The organism is Pseudoalteromonas rubra (genome assembly GCF_004212645.1).
Lineage (GTDB): Bacteria > Pseudomonadota > Gammaproteobacteria > Enterobacterales > Alteromonadaceae > Pseudoalteromonas > Pseudoalteromonas rubra_G.
On sequence record NZ_PPUZ01000002.1, the window covers coordinates 66,060 to 84,045 of the forward strand.

Annotated in this window: 16 protein-coding genes; 10 read left to right on the forward strand and 6 right to left on the reverse strand. The window is 47.6% G+C overall.

What is annotated here, in order from left to right; all coding sequences use genetic code 11:
- The first annotated feature begins 7 nt into the window (after positions 1-7).
- From C3B51_RS00910 to smrA, 3 genes are all read left to right on the forward strand, one after another.
- Positions 8-475, forward strand: a complete 468-nt coding sequence (locus tag C3B51_RS00910; RefSeq protein ID WP_125779080.1) for a hypothetical protein — start codon at positions 8-10, stop codon at positions 473-475.
- A 102-nt stretch (positions 476-577) separates the two neighbouring features.
- Positions 578-817, forward strand: a complete 240-nt coding sequence (locus C3B51_RS00915) for a hypothetical protein (protein ID WP_010382493.1) — start codon at positions 578-580, stop codon at positions 815-817.
- Positions 818-970: 153 nt separating this feature from the next.
- Positions 971-1,552 carry a DNA endonuclease SmrA gene (gene smrA / locus C3B51_RS00920; RefSeq protein WP_125716278.1) on the forward strand — a complete coding sequence of 194 codons (582 nt, stop codon included), beginning with the start codon at positions 971-973 and terminating at the stop codon, positions 1,550-1,552.
- Positions 1,553-1,575: 23 nt separating this feature from the next.
- On the opposite strand, the gene C3B51_RS23485 is transcribed toward smrA, so the two are convergent.
- Together C3B51_RS23485 and C3B51_RS00925 are read right to left on the reverse strand one after the other, a co-directional pair.
- Positions 1,576-1,734: a hypothetical protein gene (locus tag C3B51_RS23485; protein WP_164519165.1), complete on the reverse strand. Its 159-nt coding sequence runs from the start codon at positions 1,732-1,734 to the stop codon at positions 1,576-1,578.
- Between the two features lie 213 nt (positions 1,735-1,947).
- Complete coding sequence (locus tag C3B51_RS00925) at positions 1,948-2,868, reverse strand: 2-hydroxyacid dehydrogenase (RefSeq protein ID WP_130243860.1); 921 nt, start codon at positions 2,866-2,868, stop codon at positions 1,948-1,950.
- Positions 2,869-3,032: 164 nt separating this feature from the next.
- On the opposite strand from C3B51_RS00925, the gene C3B51_RS00930 reads away from it, so the two are divergent.
- The 6 genes from C3B51_RS00930 (at position 3,033) to C3B51_RS00955 (ending at position 10,310) form a co-directional block, all read left to right on the forward strand.
- Entirely contained in the window at positions 3,033-4,754 is a 1,722-nt protein-coding gene (locus C3B51_RS00930) for a GNAT family N-acyltransferase (protein WP_130243861.1), read from the forward strand.
- A 62-nt stretch (positions 4,755-4,816) separates the two neighbouring features.
- On the forward strand, positions 4,817-5,302 hold the full coding sequence (locus tag C3B51_RS00935) for a TlpA family protein disulfide reductase (RefSeq protein WP_130243862.1): 486 nt from the start codon (positions 4,817-4,819) through the stop codon (positions 5,300-5,302).
- Positions 5,303-5,428: 126 nt separating this feature from the next.
- Complete coding sequence (locus C3B51_RS00940) at positions 5,429-7,498, forward strand: TonB-dependent receptor plug domain-containing protein (RefSeq protein WP_130243863.1); 2,070 nt, start codon at positions 5,429-5,431, stop codon at positions 7,496-7,498.
- Between the two features lie 98 nt (positions 7,499-7,596).
- On the forward strand, positions 7,597-7,875 hold the full coding sequence (locus C3B51_RS00945) for a peptidylprolyl isomerase (protein ID WP_010382504.1): 279 nt from the start codon (positions 7,597-7,599) through the stop codon (positions 7,873-7,875).
- Positions 7,876-7,977: 102 nt separating this feature from the next.
- Complete coding sequence (locus C3B51_RS00950) at positions 7,978-8,241, forward strand: GrxA family glutaredoxin (RefSeq protein ID WP_130243864.1); 264 nt, start codon at positions 7,978-7,980, stop codon at positions 8,239-8,241.
- A 224-nt stretch (positions 8,242-8,465) separates the two neighbouring features.
- Positions 8,466-10,310: a DEAD/DEAH box helicase gene (locus C3B51_RS00955; protein ID WP_130243865.1), complete on the forward strand. Its 1,845-nt coding sequence runs from the start codon at positions 8,466-8,468 to the stop codon at positions 10,308-10,310.
- A 93-nt stretch (positions 10,311-10,403) separates the two neighbouring features.
- On the opposite strand, the gene C3B51_RS00960 is transcribed toward C3B51_RS00955, so the two are convergent.
- Positions 10,404-11,231 (reverse strand): M90 family metallopeptidase, encoded by an 828-nt coding sequence (locus C3B51_RS00960; RefSeq protein WP_125716270.1) that lies wholly within the window; start codon positions 11,229-11,231, stop codon positions 10,404-10,406.
- Between the two features lie 114 nt (positions 11,232-11,345).
- Here C3B51_RS00960 and C3B51_RS00965 point away from each other — a divergent pair, with 114 nt between their 5' ends.
- Positions 11,346-13,676 (forward strand): DEAD/DEAH box helicase, encoded by a 2,331-nt coding sequence (locus tag C3B51_RS00965; RefSeq protein ID WP_130243866.1) that lies wholly within the window; start codon positions 11,346-11,348, stop codon positions 13,674-13,676.
- Between the two features lie 191 nt (positions 13,677-13,867).
- Here the strand turns inward: C3B51_RS00965 and C3B51_RS00970 are convergent, their stop codons facing one another.
- From C3B51_RS00970 to C3B51_RS00980, 3 genes are all read right to left on the reverse strand, one after another.
- Positions 13,868-14,122, reverse strand: coding sequence for a hypothetical protein (locus C3B51_RS00970; protein WP_130243867.1), 255 nt, complete (start codon positions 14,120-14,122; stop codon positions 13,868-13,870).
- A 207-nt stretch (positions 14,123-14,329) separates the two neighbouring features.
- Positions 14,330-14,599 carry a hypothetical protein gene (locus tag C3B51_RS00975; RefSeq protein WP_130243868.1) on the reverse strand — a complete coding sequence of 90 codons (270 nt, stop codon included), beginning with the start codon at positions 14,597-14,599 and terminating at the stop codon, positions 14,330-14,332.
- Positions 14,600-14,756: 157 nt separating this feature from the next.
- Positions 14,757-17,624: a TonB-dependent receptor domain-containing protein gene (locus C3B51_RS00980; RefSeq protein ID WP_130243869.1), complete on the reverse strand. Its 2,868-nt coding sequence runs from the start codon at positions 17,622-17,624 to the stop codon at positions 14,757-14,759.
- Between the last annotated feature and the right edge of the window lie 362 nt (positions 17,625-17,986).

Here is a 17,986-nt window from a genome sequence, read left to right on the forward strand (position 1 = left end):
GCAAAGCATGGCACAAAAACCAAAAAAACAGGCATTACTCGGTCAGGTCGATGCCAGGTCAAAGAAAAAACAACCCAGACAAAAGAAACGTTTATCACCCCAGCAACAGAAGGCACTACAACAACAGCAACTCCAGCAACAAGCCCAGCTGGCCGCTGAGCAACAGGCACAGGCTAAGTCTGGCAAAACGCGCTGGATCGTCGCTGCAGTCGTTTTACTTCTCGTTATCCTGTTCCCCAAGCCTAAGCTCATCACCTATGAAAAGCTCGGCCTGGTTGCACAAAGTGTATACTGGCCCGGTTTGCCCGGAGTAAACCCCATCTTATTCGATTCAAACCTACATATTCGTCCAGCCTTAGAGCGGAACATGCTTTATCTTTGTCAGGATGAGCGTGACCCAGACTCCTGTCAGAAGTATCAAATCATCAAACAACAAGGCTTTATCTCTGCATTGATGGCACTGATTTTGGATTAAAAAAACTAATCTGAAAAACACAAAAATACTCGTTTGAAGAGACCAGGGTTGGGGCGCATAATGGCGCCCCTTTATTGAACAACCCGGAGTACTTTGACGATCATGCCGAACGAATTTGACTGGCTACTTAATTTATTACTGCTAGTGCTAGGATTTGGTGCCTTTTTTATTAACCATAAAACCTTGCTGCGTGGTGCAGCATTGGCGACCTGCAGCATCCTGTTTATTTTGTTCAGCCTCGATCTGATGAACACCTCAGTGATCTCAAACCTGGGTTTGATTCTGATTAATTCATTTTATCTGTTTAAGCTCTTCACTCACGAACAGTATAATACGCCTTAGGTACACCTTAGGTACGCCTTAGGTACGCCTTTGAGATGCCTGCCACGCGCAACTGGCAGGCAGTAAAAAGCAAACTGCCAGGCTTAAAGATATTTTCTAATTTCTGAGCCTGCGCTACAATCTGGCCACACCCATTGGTTTTGGAGACGTAGTATGGCCATGACAGATGAAGAACTTTTTCTCGCCTCGATGGGGGACGTTGTCCCCTTAGCACAAGACAAAAAAGCAGAGCTCAGACGTCAACAAAACGAACCTACCCTGGCGCAACTTGCACGCAGAGAAGCCGCAGAGCAGGAGCAGGACTTCGATCCAAATTTTCTCTCCACTGAATATGTTGACCTGCTCGATCCACACGATTTGCTGAGCTACAAAAAAGATGGTGTTCAGCAAGGGGTATTTAAGAATCTCAGGCTGGGCAAGTATCAGATTGACGCCACGCTGGATTTGCACGGCAAGCCTTTTCGTGAAGCCAGAAAAGCACTGTTTGACTTCATCACCGACTGCCATCAACGCAGCATCCGGGTACTTCTTATTCGTCATGGCATTGGCTTAAAAAGCAAACCCTTTCCGGCTATTCTGAAAAGCTACTGCAACAAGTGGCTACAGGAGATGCCGCAAATACTGGCATTCCACTCGGCATTGAGCTGCCATGGCGGTAACGGCGCCACTTACGTGCTATTGAAGAAAAGCGAAGAGAAAAAAGTGGAAAATCGCGAGCGACACGCCAAACGATGATAGCAGCATGTGCTGCTATCTTTTTAAGTCTGTGAGGAAGACGTTACGACCACTTCCTCGTCCGCTTCTTGTATCGTATGTTGAGATTCAGCATTGGCCTGATTGAACCACGCCATTACCCCCAACACAATAACGCTAAAAAGCACAACGGAGAGCTTAACGCCACCTTGGTTACTATTCATAAAAAGCGACTCTTTATTATTATTTTCTCATAACTTACTGAATGTAATTAGATGTCACAAGATGTTTTTTTATACAGTATTTTGTGCCAAAACAAATTGTCGCCCAGCGCCGCCTACCAGAGCACCTAACCACTTACCACCGACAAGGATTTCTGGACCCGTATCGAGCCTTCAACCGCGCACAGCCTGATGTAAAAGGCTGAGCAATTACGATTAATACCCCAGTTTCAAATCCACGCAATGTGACAAGGGCTGACCTTTTTGCATTGCCTGCATATTTGCAACAATTTGTGCCGTCGCAGTTTTAAGACTCGTCAGCGCCGCTACATGCGGGGTCATAGTGATTTTTGGGTGATCCCAGAACGCATGCTCCGCCGCAAGCGGCTCTGATGCAAACACATCCAGCGTGGCTGCTGCAATTTGCTCATTATCGAGTGCATCAAGCAAGTCAATTTCATTGAGATGTGCCCCACGGGCAACATTGATCAGTACTCCGTGCGAGGGCATTGCCTCAAACAGCGCTTTATTCAAAATACCGCGCGTCTGGGCTGTTAGAGGTAACAGACAGACGACATAATCACACTGTGACGCAAATTCGCTTAATTGCGACTGTCCCCAGAATTGCGTAATGCCCTCTAGCGCTTTTTCGCTTCTTGACCAGCCTAACACCTCAAAACCATTGCGTTGCAACTTAGTGGCGGCCACCTGCCCCAGTTGACCAAGTCCAAGTATCCCAACCCGATTTCCAGCGCAGGCCCTTTTAGGACGCCACAGTCGCTGCTGTTGCTGACGATAATACAACCCCAGACGCAGCTTATGGGCCAGCACATGCCCCAGCACATATTCTGCCATGTCGTCTGCCAGCGCGGGATCAACAATGCGACACACCTGTACATCAGCTGGTAAAGCAGATAACGTGATGCCGTCGACCCCGGCACCAAACGACTGGACGACTTTGAGATTTGGTAATTGTTGCCACAACGACTCAGGCGCGTTCCAGGCCAACACAAACTCAATCTCAGCCAGTTCACCGGCATCGGGCCACTCTCTTATGTCCACATCTGGCAGGCTCGCGCGTAACTCTGCCATCAGTTTGCTGTTGTCTCTGCCCGTTACACAGACTAAAAATGCCATGCTCTTTCCCTTAGTGTTTTTTAATCGCGACTACTTTAGCAAAAAATCTAACCTTCAGGTGTACTTACGCGACGGCCATCAAACTGACATACAGTTGCAACTTGTTTGTCATGGAGAGTTTTTAATCTTGACGAAAAGCGGTTATAAAACTTGAGAATCGAAATATGATCAGTGTTGATAAGGTCATTGAAGCAAACCTGCCTCAATTAGAAAATTCACCAAAAGTAAAAGGCTTAGTTAAAAAAGGCCTGGGTTACTTATTACATGAGCAAGAGTTTGTCGCCTTTGCAGATACCTACCCTCACCTCCAGGGGCTCGAGTTTGTTGAGCAGGTACTGGAGGAGCTGGACTTCGATGCGCGCTTCAAACCTAAACAAATAGAGCACATTCCCAGCGAGGGCAGTGTCGTGATTGTGGCCAACCACCCAATCGGCTCATTAGATGCACTGGCGTTGATCAAAGTACTGGCACAGGTACGCCCGGACCTGAAAGTCGTTGCCAACAGAATGCTGATGTCCATTACCCCCATGCACTCGCTGCTGTTGCCGGTAGACAATCTATCCGGGGCGAGTCGCAAGCAGGAGCTGGCCAATATCCAGCACCACCTTAAACAGGAAGGTGCTTTACTTATTTTCCCTGCCGGAGAAGTGTCCCGACTTGGACCTACGGGCATCAAAGATTGCAAGTGGAACTCCGGTTTTTTACGTATGGCCAAAAAAGCCAACTGCCCTATTTTGCCTATCTATATTAAGGCAAAAAACAGCCCGCTGTTTTACGGCACGTCTATGATCTACAAACCTTTAGCCAGCCTGCTGCTGGTTAAAGAAATGTTTAAACAGCGACAAAAGTCACTGGAATTTGAAATTGGTGCCAGCATTCCGCCGGCTTCTTACTTGCTGGAAAACCTCAAAGACAAAGAGGTAGTGGCCCTGATCCGCAAGCAGCTGTACCGACTGACATCAAAAAAATCTTTGCCGCTGAAAACTCAGACGCCTATTGCGGTGCCCGAATGTAAAAAAGACCTTAAGCAAGCAATTGAAAGCTGTGAGCGGCTCGGTGAAACCCAGGATGGTATGCAAATCTACCTTTATCAGTATCAGGGCAGCTCCCCAATCTTCCGCGAGCTGGGTCGGCTAAGAGAGATTGCGTTTCGTGCGGTCGGCGAAGGCAGCGGCAAACGCCGCGATATCGACAAATACGATATGTATTATCAGCATCTGGTATTGTGGGATGCTAAACAACTGGAGCTGGTTGGTGCGTATCGACTCGCAAGCGCTCAAACCGTGCTCGACAACCAGGGCGCGGAAGGATTATATACGACCAGTTTATTTAATTACTCGGAGCACATGCAGCCCTACTTCGAGCAAGGTCTGGAGCTGGGCAGAAGCTTCGTGCAGCCCAGATACTGGGGACGCAAAAGCCTGGATTATTTATGGTACGGAATTGGCGCATTTGTGAAGCGCTACCCACAACATCGTTATCTGTTTGGCGCAGTCAGTTTGTCCAATGCACTGCCGGATAAAGCCAAAGCCATGCTGATTTACCATTACCAGCATTACTTTGCCAATCTGTCATCTCTTGCCACACCCAAAAACGAGTTTAAATTTACGCCATCACAGCAGCAGGCCTTTGCGCAGTTATTTTGTGGTCATGATGTTAAAGAGGATTTTGCCGAGCTCAAGCACATTATGGCAAACATGGGCGCACAGGTGCCGACGCTGTTTAAACAGTATACCGAGCTGTGTGAGCCAGACGGGGTGAACTTTCTGAGTTTCAGCATTGACCCTGACTTCAACAATTGTATTGATGGCCTGGTATTGGTAGACCTTACCCGCATCAAGGCGCAAAAAGCCAAGCGATACCTGGGAGAAAATATCTACGACTAATTTGTGCTGTGACCATGGTTTTATTTATACTCGCGCTCGGAAATTAAAATTTGCGAGCGCACATGTTAAAAACGCTTATTCAGCTCAATATTTTTGCCATTGTTTTTCTGGCAGTCACCGCATATCAGGAACTCGGTATGCTGGCGGACGATGGCCAGGCCCCGGCGCCTTATTTTTCGCTGCCTTTACTTGAACAACCTGCACAGCGAGTGTCTATTAAGTCGCTGCAAGGGCAGCAATCAGTCGTCTATTTCTTCGCCCCCTGGTGCAGTATTTGCCGTTACAGCATGCCTAACCTCAATAAATTACATGAGCAAGGGAAAGTGAATGCGGTGGCAATAGCGCTGGATTTTGAGAGCACGGACGCGGTCCGCGCCTTTGTCGATGACCTGGCGCTAAGCATGCCAGTATTGCTTGGCACTCACCACACAGGCTCAGATTACAAGGTTAAGGCCTACCCCACCTATTATGTTTTGTCTGCTGACCTTAAGGTAGTCGAGCGCTCTGTGGGTTACTCCAGCGAGCTGGGGATACGCGTAAGGCTCTAGACTTGTAAGTGTAAGAAAGTGTTTGAGTTGTCGACAATTTCTTACCCTTAGGTAAAACAAAGGTACGATTTATTCTCATACACTAGTCCCAATTCTTATTCAGCTTAGATTCAACAAGGGACTATCATGACGCGCTCGTCACTCAAAAAACCGTTTGCACTGTCACCCATTATGCTATGCATGGCATTTCAGATACAGGCAAACACCAATGCAGACATAGAACACATTGAGGTGCATTATAAGCGCAGCTCAATCACCTCTGAGATCACAGAAGACACAGAAAAACTGATTGAGATGCCCGGCGCAATGGGCGATCCATTGCGGGCTGTGTATGCATTACCCGGTGTGGTTGCCGCCGGTGGCTCCATGAGTGAACCCGCCGTACGCGGCTCTTCGCCAAGCGACAACATGTTCGAAGTGGACTTTATGCCTGCGGGTTACATTTTCCACGACTTTGGCAGCTCTATCTTCAATCGCTATATCATTCAGGATTTTCAGCTTTACTCAGCTGGCTACGGCAGCAGCTACAGTAACGCAACGGGCGCAGTATTTGACGTCACCCTGCGCAACCCCAAATATCAGCCAATCACCACCACACTCGATCTCACCATGTTCAATGCCGGTGTCTTTGTGGAAGGTCAGCTTAGCGACAGCACGGCTTTCTATGTTTCGGGGCGCAAAAGTACCCTCCCTTTATTCTTTGAAGAAGGTGAAGAGCTCGAAGATGATGACGGAGAGCCAACCGGTGTGATCATCAATGATGCGCCGGACGATCACGACTATCAGGGTAAGTTTTTGTGGGATATTAATGCCAACAACACCCTGACCTTCAACTTTACCGGCGCAGAAGACTCGGCAGCAGCCGGATTTAACGAACGCTCCGAGCTGGCGCAAAAGACCCCTGAGTTTCAGGGGGACGCGCGGTTTATCAGGGAGTTCAACAGCCAGAACGTGTTGTGGGACCACTATAATGACAAGCTGCATCTGCGTGTGGGGATTGGTGCGCTGGACCATTCAGGCCGACTGGAATATGGCCGCCGCGCCACGGTTTCTGCCGGCTATTTTGAAGAAGAGTCGGAAAAACAATATACCTACAAGGCACGCCTGAACTACCGTATCAACCCAGCTCACCAGCTGGTTTTAGATGCTGCTTACTTTGATAACGAAACAGAATATAGCTACGACACCTTTCAGTACCTGTGTACTGAATTGGATCCCGACTGCGACCTGAAAAAAGGTGAGCGGATCAGCGGCAAGCGCAGCATAGACATCGACAGCGGTTTTGTTGGCCTGGCACATATCTGGCAGTTGAGCGATGACTGGCAGAGCGAGCTGGGAGTACAAAGCCAGCACAATAAATACACCGATGAAACCTTCACCTCGCCTCGTCTCGCAATCAGTTACTATGTGACAGAAAACAGCACCATCAGTGCCAAGGCGGGTCGCTACAATCGCATGCAGAATGTGGAGTACATTTTGCCAGAAATTGGTAACCCCAAGCTGAAATCTCAGGTGTCGGATCACTATACGCTGGGCTTCAGTCAGCAACTGGAGAATGAGTGGAGCTGGTCAATTGAGGGATATTACAAGACCATGGATGATCTTCCGCTTGCCATCGACGACGGCCCCAATGCCGCTGATTTGTATAGCAACGACGTTGAAGGACGCGCCTATGGTGTAGACCTGCTGATCAACAAAAACAAGACCGATAACTGGTATGGCTGGGTGGCATTGAGCTATGCCAAAAGTGAGCGCACCGATCTTAGCCAGAATATCACCCGCGACTATTTCGCCGATACGCCGCTGGTGTTTAATGCCGTATTCCATTACGAGATCAATGAAAAGTGGCAAGGTGGTTTTAACTTTACCGCACGCAGCGGCCAGGCCTATACCCCCATTGTCGGTGTCAGAGAAAACCCCGACCACGATGGCCGCTTTTTACCTGTCTATGGCGAGCCCTTCTCAGAGCGGTTCAAAGTGTATCACCGCCTGGATATTCGTTTTGAGCGTAAGACCGAACTATTCGGCAACGATGGCAAGCTGATCTTTGAACTCATGAATGCCTATGGCCAGGAAAACATTGCCTATATTGACCTGGACTACGACAGAGTTAAGTCCGTTAACGACCTGTACATAGAAGAAGAGGAAGATGATTTCTCTATCCGCCCGTCGATTGGGTTTAGCGTGACCTTCTAACACTTCCCTTGAAAAGGCCAGACGCAGGCAATTGAGGCTTGCGTTTTCGGCCTTCTCCTTGCATGATCGGCGCCTTTGATAGTCCGGAGATCTGAATCATGCCAAAAGCCTGTGCTTACCACATCTTAGTTAAAACCGAAAAAGAGTGCCTTGCCATAAAAGCTAAGCTTGCCAAAGGAGGCGACTTCAACAAACTGGCCAAACAGCATTCTTTGTGTCCATCGAAAAAGCGCGGTGGCGACCTTGGCGAGTTTAATAAAGGCGATATGGTTAAAGCATTCGATGATGTGGTGTTCAAAAAGCCGCTTTATGAAGTCCACGGTCCAGTCAAGACTAAATTTGGTTACCACCTCATCAAAACGGTGTATCGCTCCTAAGGCGTCATCGGTTTTCTCAATCATGACCATCGATTTTTGGCGGTTTCATTCTGTACGCAGGCCGATATACTGGTTAGCAATGAGAATGATTTGGAGACCCCCATGTTTACTGTAATTTTTGGCCGTGAAGGCTGCCCTTATTGTGTCCGTGCAAAAGACCTGGCTGAACGCCTGACCAATGAACGCGACGATTTTAAGTTTCGTTACATTGATATCAATAAAGAAGGTGTCAGCAAGGCCGATTTGGAAAAATCCGCAGGCAAGCCTTGCCCGACGGTACCGCAAATTTTCGTCGACCAGGACCACATTGGCGGCTTTACCGAATTTGAAGCCTATGCCAAAGAGAATCTGGGCCTGTATCAGTAACACAGTGCCGTATTACCCTTGCCTGAGTCGCTATTAAGCTGCAATTCAGGCATGATTTTCCCTTAAAAATAGCCACTTACCTGCCAATGTGATAGCTCAAAAAAATAAATAAGCTTATTTTTTGACCAATATCAAATACCTACAAAATTAGTGCCAATTTATGCAAGCAATTGTTTTTTCTTTGCTGTACAATGCCGCCTCTTTTAACTTGTTGAGGCGCATTAATGTCAGAACCAGTCACGTTTGAATCTTTAGATCTTTCTCCTGCAATTTTAAAGGCAGTCGAAGAGCTGGGATATCAATCACCTTCTGAGATCCAGGCTCAATGTATACCGTTATTGCTAGAAAGAAAGGACGTGCTGGGACTAGCGCAGACGGGTACGGGCAAAACGGCGGCGTTCGCGTTGCCGCTATTAAACAATGTTGACGCATCCGTTAAGCAACCACAGATATTAGTATTGACTCCAACACGCGAACTGGCTTTACAGGTCGCGGAAGCCTTCAACCAATACGCTAAATACACCAAAGGTGTTGAAGTATTGGCTCTGTACGGCGGACAAAGCTATGGCGTGCAGCTAAGTGCACTACGCCGTGGCGCACAGATCATTGTGGCAACACCGGGTCGTTTGATTGACCATATTAACCGTAAGACCATTGATTTGTCGGATCTGAAAGCCTTAGTGCTGGACGAAGCCGATGAAATGCTACGCATGGGCTTTATCGATGATGTTGAAAGCATCATGGAAAAAACACCGGTAGAGAAGCAAACCTGTTTGTTCTCTGCAACCATGCCAAAGCAGATCCAATCTATTTGTTCTAAGTATTTAGATAACGCAGAGCAAGTAAAAATCACGCCACGTAACTCGACTGTTGATACAATTGAGCAAGTTTACTGGCGTGCAACGACGCATAAAAACAAAGCCATCGTACGTTTCTTAGAAGCGGAAGATTACGATGCGTCAATCGTGTTTGTGCGTACTCGTAACGACACTGTTCAGCTGGCTGAACTACTTGAACGCGAAGGCTTCTCTGCGGCACCACTGAATGGTGACATGAACCAGCAAGCCCGTGAGCGTACGGTAGAGCGTCTGAAGAGCGGTCTGTTAGACATCGTAATCGCAACTGACGTTGCAGCGCGTGGTCTGGACGTAGATCGTCTGAGCCTGGTTATCAACTATGATATCCCGCAAGACAGCGAAGCCTATGTACACCGTATCGGCCGTACAGGTCGTGCTGGTCGTAAAGGTAAAGCTATCCTGTTCGTGAAAGGTAATGAACGTTACCTGCTACGTAACATCATGCGTCATACCCGCTCTGACATCGAGCAGGTTGAACTGCCTAACGCGAAAGTCGTTGAGCAAAAGCGTATTGAAGCACTACAAGGCAAGCTAAGCCTGGCGCTGGATCACAAAGACATCGAGTTCTTCAGTGAAGTAGCACAGGGCATGGCTGAAAAGCTGGAACTGAGCCAAACTGAGCTGTCCGCTGCACTTCTGTGCCTGGCACAGCAGCAGTCGCCGCTGAAAGTTCAGGAAATTCAGGTGCAACGTGAACGTCGCGAACGCGATGGTAACCGTGACGGAAACCGCGAGCGTCGTGGTGAGCGTGGTGAACGTAAAGGCAATGCACGTCGCAACACCGGTCCTATGGATACCTATCGTATCGAAGTAGGTCGTGAGCACGGCGTACAGGTCAAGAACATTGTTGGTGCGATTGCCAACGAAGCTGATATCTCAAGCAAGTTTATCGGTGAGATCCGTTTGTTTGATGAGCACAGCACTGTTCAGCTGCCTCAGGATATGCCAGCAGATACGCTGTCACACTTCCAGAGCGTTTACATTTGTCAGCGCCCAATGAAGATGACCAAGAGCACGCACCCTGCCGATCAGGGCAATGGTGGCGAGCGTCGCGGTGGTGAACGTCGTTCAGGCGGTCGTGATGAGCGTCGCTTTGAAGGCCGTAACGAACGTGGCGAAGGCCGTGGTGACCGCAAGCGCAGCTTCAAAGATCCACGTGGTGACAAGCGTGACAATAAGCGCAAAGAGCGCGGCGAGATCAGCTTTTCATAATCTGATTTAGACGAAAAAACCGCTTCCCTTGAAGCGGTTTTTTTATGCCTGTAATTTAACAACAGGCTAAACGCCAAGCGATCATCGCAATGGCTACTTTACCCAGTCGCGCGGATCGAATCGATAGTACTCGCTCAACAGATGAAATAATTCGGGATTTTCCTGTTTCAGTTGCAGTGGCTTTTCAATAAAGGTTTCAGTGATCACCGCAAAAAACTCCGCTTCGTTGGTCGCGCCATATTCATGCACCACGTGAGGCATGTGATACGCCAGCTGAGTTTTTAGTTGCTGATAGGCCCGAGACAACACCTCCCCCCATTTTTTGTAACTCATGCCTTTTGGTAACTGAGGCGTACCATTGGTTTGCCCAGTTTGCTGATCCAGTTGATGGGCAAATTCATGAAACACCAGATTATGCCCGTCTTCTGGTAGCCGGTTGCCTTCCAGCACGTCATGCCAGCTCAACACCAGCGTACCACCGGGCCAGGACTCTCCCTGACGCACCACAGTATGAAAGCTCACCAGCCCAGCACTGTCACGGCTATTTTGCCCGGCATAGTAACTGCTGGGGTAAAGTAAGATCTCTTTAACATTGGGATACAGTGGCCACGGCTGATTGAGTACCAGCAGGCAGGCATCTGCCGCGATGATCAGTGCCATAGCCCGATTGGTTTTCAGGCCGTCACGGCCAAGTAACTGCTTCTCCCCCAAAAACCACAGGATATGGCGCTCGAGACGCGCTCTGTCTGCGTCCGTCATATTGCGATAGATAGGCATATAGCGCAGCAGAACCTGCCTGTCTAACTCACTGAGTGACTGCGTTTTATATTTATGTTGCCAGTAAGCGCGCTTGATATCATCGAGCCGCCAGTAGATGGCACAGAACACCACCAGGGCAAGGAGTAAACTGATTTCTGTCATTAGGTTTTACGCGTTGATATTTTACTTTGAGATGCGCCTTGCAGGCAGCCTTTTCAAGCAGGATTTGTTAAAATCCTCAGCACTTTAAAAAATATCTAACAGTATCAAGTCCATATGTCTCTGCCCATCGAACAGATCAAAGCCGATTTTTGTCACCTGCTATCCTCTGGCAACGTCATTGTGGCCGCAGCCACTGGCTCAGGAAAATCCACACAACTGCCTGTCTGGGCAGCCCAACAAGGTCGGGTATTAGTGATCCAGCCCCGGCGGATCGCCTGTACCTCGTTGGCTGAGTATGTTGCCGAGCAACAAGACAGTGGGCTTGGTGAGCAGATAGGCTATGCTATCCGTTTTGAAGGCCAGTTTAAGCAAAATACCCAGGTCGTCTTTGTAACGCCGGGTGTGGCACTGCGCTGGTATTTTGAAAGCCACCTGAGTGATTTTGCCATCGTTATGCTGGATGAATTCCATGAGCGGCGCTGGGATATGGACCTGTTACTGGCCATGTTAAAGCAACAGGGAAAGCATCGCCTGGTCGTAACGTCTGCCACCTTGTCGGCAGAGCGGCTGGTCAGTTACCTCGACGCGCCGCTGCTGACATCCAAAGGCAAGATGTTCGAGGTAGAAGAGCGATTTCTTGCCAAGGATATGCGTGCAATGCCAAGTCGCGACAATCTTAGTGACAGAGTCAAAGCAGCCTGCGAGTATGCGCTGCACCATACCCGTGGCGACATTCTGGTTTTCCTTCCCGGCAAAGGCGAAATCGTGCAATGCGCCGCTCAGCTCAAAGCACTCAATGCTTTGGTTGTCCCTCTGTTCAGTGGCTGTGCGCCAGATGATCAACGGCTTGCCCTGCATCAGCAGCCCAGACAAAGGATCATTTTGGCAACCAATGTGGCAGAGACCTCACTGACCATTCCCAATATTACCTGTGTTATCGACTCGGGCCTGGAGCGGCGCACACACCTGAGAAATGGCAAAACGGTACTGGGCCTGGATGCAATCGGCAGAGACTCCGCAAAACAGCGCCTGGGCCGCGCCGGACGGACTCAGGAAGGGCTCTGTCTGCGCCTGTATGGACAATATGCGCCTCTCATAGAGAGAACCCCGCCCGAAGTGCAAAGAGAGGCGCTCACCGAGCTGGTGTTGGCTGCTGGCTGTGCCACCGATGGTATCGACTCGCTGAGCTTCATCGACCCGCTGCCTGCCAGCTCAAAACAAAAAGCACTCGACCTGCTCAGAAAAATCGACGCGCTTGACGCACAAAGCCGTGCCACCGAGCTTGGCAAGCAGCTCTACCCTTTGCCCGTCGATGTCGAACTGGGTCACCTGATAACCAAAATGCCGGATAACCGCCTGCGCCAGGCAATGATAGATGCCGTCGCGGTGATGTCGGTGCCAGCACGAGTGTATCAACTACCAAGCTCAGCAGAGCAACTTGACGCGCTCAGCAAGGCGTTGCCCCATAGCTGCGACCTGGAGCTGGTCATCGCACTGCTACGGGGCAAAGCGCCAGGTATACGCGCAGAGGAAGATGCCCTGCGTGAGGCCAAACAATTCAGTACGCAACTGAGAGAGGCTTTCTCTTTGCCACCACTGGACAAAGCCGCCAGCTATGATCGCGATGCGCTGCTCAGCGCAATTGCCTCAGTACGCCCGGACTGGCTATATATCAAAAAGGACAACCGTCGCGGTGGCTTTAGCAATGGTCAGGGTGAAGTGGTACCAGCAAAAGAATCCCGTGTGCCAGACACATGCGCAGCTATCCTGGTGTTGGATACCTATGCACTGGCGGGCAAAGGCGTTAAACAGGCCACCACCTTGGCTACGCTTGCAGCCCCAGTAACGCGCTCGTTGCTGATACAGCATGCGCAAACAGACATTACGCTGGAGCGGGCCTACCTGGAAGAAGACACCATCTGGGTTGAGCTTATCCGCCACTATGCTGGCGTCGCTTTGGAACGACAAAGCCACATCGCAACAGGCTCTCAACTGATCCCGGCTTGTGTTAAGTTAATTGAGCAAAACCAACTGTTTGCCGGCGCCTGGCAGCAGGTCAGTCGCATGCTGGATTATCAAAAGCTATATCATCAACATGAGCAAAGTGAAATGCCAGCAGTGCCGAGTGCAGCTCAGTGGTTGACACAAGCACTAGAGGACTTGGGTATTGAAGCACAGGAAGATTTGATGCTGATTGAGGCGCAGGACCTGTTTTATCTACCCATGGAGGACTGGATCATTGAACCCTTTATAGAAAAGTTCCCACTTGAGGTTGTCCTACCTGAATTAACCATGAGTGTGGCTTATAGTTTTACCGCCAAACGCATTACCCTCGATTATATTCAAGGTCATCGCAAAGATGCACCAAAGCGTTGGGAATTACCCACTTGGTCGGGATTTAAAATACGTTATAAAAAGGCGAGTAAAGTGGTGGATGTAAAGTAAAAAGCAGCGCGTATTGATATATCCAGCTCTACCCTGCAATCTTTTACTATAACTTAATTCGCATTAATAAAACCTTAAACATTAAGGTATTTGGAGCCTGAACCACCCAAGAGCTGATACAAACTCTCAGGTGTTAGGTTTTCCGATATTCACAATTGGAGCAAAGATAAAATAACGGATACCCCAGTAGACTAACCACCACGGTTAAAGGTTGGTGTTGTTGTTTGTCTATTTCTCATCTCTTCCTGTGCTGCTTCACGGGCTTCTTTTCTTTGTTGCGCATTAGAGCAGTAAGTTTTAGGGATATTAGAACCCAAAGCACGAACCTGCTTGCAGCGATATCCTGATTTTGCCTGACTGCCATCATCGCTAGTGTTATTCGTGCTGTTACAGCCAGCCAAGAGTAAAGCGGAGCTTGCTAAAAAAAGTAACGCTTTGATTTTCATGTCTTCTCCTTACGACCTGAGGTGTTTAAAAATAATTATTATCAATTAAGTTATACAACAAGGTACAAGGTCAGTCAAACTAAAAGCCGCATTATTAAAATATACATATAAATCTAATGAGAAAATAATGACCAAGCTTAGGGGAAAGCAGCCAACTTTAGCAATTATAATAATATGGCTGCTTAATTCAGATATAGCTTAACCGGGTTATCTGTGCTTGCCCGTTTCAAGATCAACCGTAGGACGAGAGGCCTGAATACTCCGTAATTCATCCGCTGCCGCTTCTTTTGCGAGCTTCCTATCTAAAGCTGATGAGCAATACGTGGTTGGAATATGTGAACCCAGTGAACGAGTTTGTTCACATCGGTAGCCTGCATTATTCGCGAGATCTGCGTCGTCCTGAGACTGGCTGGTGCTATTACAACCCGATAGCAGTAAAATTATACCGGCTAAAAATAATAGAGTTCTAACTTTCATAACTTTTCCTTGCTATTAGCTATATAATTATTATCAATAAATTTATACGATAAAATTTTAAAATAATCAAATCAGAGCTTCAAGTTATTAAAATATACATTAGAAGAACAACCTTAAAAAAAGGCCGCTAAATGCGGCCTTTTCTTATGAAGCTCTCTTAGAAGCTGTAGTCTACGCTCAGGTAGTAAGTGCGTAGAAGCTGGTCATAGTAACGACCTTCATAACCAACTACGTGACCTTCTGGAGCGCCCAATGAGAACGGAGGCTCTTTCTCAAACAGGTTGTTAACACCAAGTGTAATCACAGTATTTTCAAACCCTAAGTAGTCGATTTTGTAGTCAACTTTGGTATACGAAGGGATTTTTAGCTGCATTTGTTCGGTTACAAATGCCTTACCTTCTTTACCGTCTTTATCATATACAGTTTCCATTACAGGTTCAGCAATCGTGCCGTGGTAAACAGTTACGCGGTCGTCGCGCCAGCCCGACTTGTAAGTAAGGCGAAGCGTGTGAGAGAAATCACCATGGATCAAAGTATTCTGGATGTTTGCTACATTCTTGAATACAACGTCTTCATCACTACCATATCTACCCAAGCTAGATTCCCATTCGTAAGGTACAACACCTGGCGCAGTGTAACGCGACTCAATGATATGTGTACCCTGAAGAGTCGTCTTCAGTTGACCAAAGCTTAGCTCATTGTTGAACTCAAATCTCCAGTCAACACCAGATGTTTCCGTTTTACCTAGGTTCAGATATTGACGCTCAACAGCAAGTTGTTTTAGGTCTGGATCTGAGTTGGTCGGATGAACAACAAAGTTCTTATTGAAAGTACCCAGGTTTTCAAACATGTAAGTGTGGTCTGGTACTTCTTCCTTACCTTCGATCTCAACACTCCAGTAATCTAACTGAATGGTCGTGTCTGAGGTTGGCGAGTAAACAAAACCAACTGAAACTTGTTCTGACTCTTCCGGTTTCAGGTCAGGGTTGCCTTTCAGGTGAGTTTCATACTGAGTTTTACCGACCGGGCAGAATACCTCACGAGTTGGATCACCCAAGTTTGGACACGTAAAGCTTGGTCCCGTTACCCCCTGATAAGACAGAGGACGTGCGAAGCTACGTAATGAACCAACTTTAAAGCCAGTACCGATTGAACCACGAAGTACAAGGTCGTCTGTTGCGTTGTAACGTAAGCTGAACTTATATGTAGTGTCGCTTGCCGACGAGTATGTATTACCGTCTGGAATGTCATTTTTCACTTTGCCGATACTATCGTAACGCAATGCAAGGTTTGCTGACAGGTCTTCCAGTACAGGCACCTGGAATTCTGTAAATGCACCATATTGTGCACGGCTTAAATCATAATCAACTTCGCTTCTTGGGGCATTTGAAGCTCTGTCTAGGTGAGCTTGACTACGAGTGAATGCATAGCCATTCTTACGATAATCTACACCGTAACCCACATACACTTCACCTGCTGGTAGCTCAAAAATAGGCTGAGATGCACGGAAGTCGAAAGACAGCATATCTGTTTCAACGGTAGTCCACAGACCACGCCAGGTCGCGTCTTCGATAGCTTTTACTGAACCTTCGTCAGAAGCAAACTCATCTGGTGTCAGGAAGATATCAATGTTGCCGTCTCTTACATTACCAACAAACTGGTCATTCTGATATCCGTTAATAATGGTATCATCACGCGTTGACTCTGAGTAGACCACTGCGGTATTGAAGTCTACATTATCAAACAGTGTACCTTCCAGACCTAAAGTGAAGTTCAATGCACTGTTGTCGTACTGACTGGTACGGTTACCACCAGGTAAAGCTCGCCATGTTGCGCGGAATTCTGAAGCATTTGCCTGCTCTTCAGCTGTCAGGTGCGGTTTAACGTATTTGGTATACAGCGGACTGTCAGCCGAATCAGCGCTGTTAATCTTACCTAAATTCATTGCGCCTGTTGGCTTAGGGGCAATACGCGTGATCATTTGATAATCAGTGTACGTCAGCGTTGTGAATGCTTGCATACTATCGTTGATGGCAAAGTCACCCTGCAACACAAATGCAGTGCGCTCATCTTCAGGGTAAATTTCCAATGTGCTTGTGTAGTCGAACCAACAGTCAACACCACCCAGGTTACCGAATGGTGCTACAGCAGTATCCGGTGCACATGACTTATTCGCAGCATAGTAAGGGCTGAACACTCTTGTATATGAGCCTTCAGTAGGCGCGCCATTTTCGTCTCGAGTACCCACAAAAACTTGAGCAATACCAGGGATCGCATTTGGTGATGCTCTCAGATCCCAATACTTAGTACCATCCACTTCAAACTCAAGGAAGCCCGTTTTTGCAAATTCACGATCTTTTGAACGCAGCGTATCGCGTGTGTCATAACTTACAGACGCTACGAAACTGTAGCCATCACGGTCAAAATCACCAAAACCTGTCGTAAAGCTGATACTTTGCTGATCACCACCATCATCAGGGCGGTCTGCACGGACAGAGATAGTAGACTGGTCCACTGAATCTTTCAGGATGAAGTTGATTACACCTGCGATCGCATCAGAGCCGTAAAGTGCTGATGCACCATCTGTTAGTACTTCAACACGCTCAATAGCAGACAGTGGGATCGAGTTTAAGTCAACGGTGTTTGTTGAATCTAGTGGCGCGATACGACGGCCATTCAGAAGTACCAGGGTGTAGTCTTCACCGATACCGCGAAGTGATGCTGTTGCCTGACCAGTACCACCACCACCAACCGATGAAGTAGGCGTAGTAAAGCCCTGCATTGAAGGAATTTGTGCAACTAAGTCGCCGACTGAAGATACACCTGTATTTTTAATATCTTCTGCAGAAATAATATCTACGGGTAGCGCACCAGCAAGGTCTGTACCTTTGATGCTCGAACCTGTAATCTCAATTTTTTCGATTTTCTCTTCTGCTTCTTCTGCGTTTGCTGCAAAAGCTGTAGCAGATACTGCACCGTACATTAGTGCTAAGCGGACCGCTTTCGAGATCTTGCTATTTAACATTTGTTTTCTCCCTGGCTTTAAATAGTTCTTTTAAAGCATTGTTTTTATGTATTTTCTTCATTTTATATGGGTAACAAGTGCGTACACTTTTAGCCATATTGGTGAAACATACTAATCGCATGAAAAACAAAAGGTCAACAAGCTTTTTTAAAATAGAAACAAAAAACCTAAAAAGGAAACAAAAATATCGATAAAAAACAAAAACTTACACAAGCAAAATTATCTCACTCATAATCAGGCTGTTTTATAAGCGTTTCTGACCTGGAAATCGTCAGTTTTGGCGTATCAAAACATTGCTGTTGTTCAAATTTTTGGAGGTATCAGGCCAGCTGGAATTGAGCTTAAATACTCGGGGTTAAAGG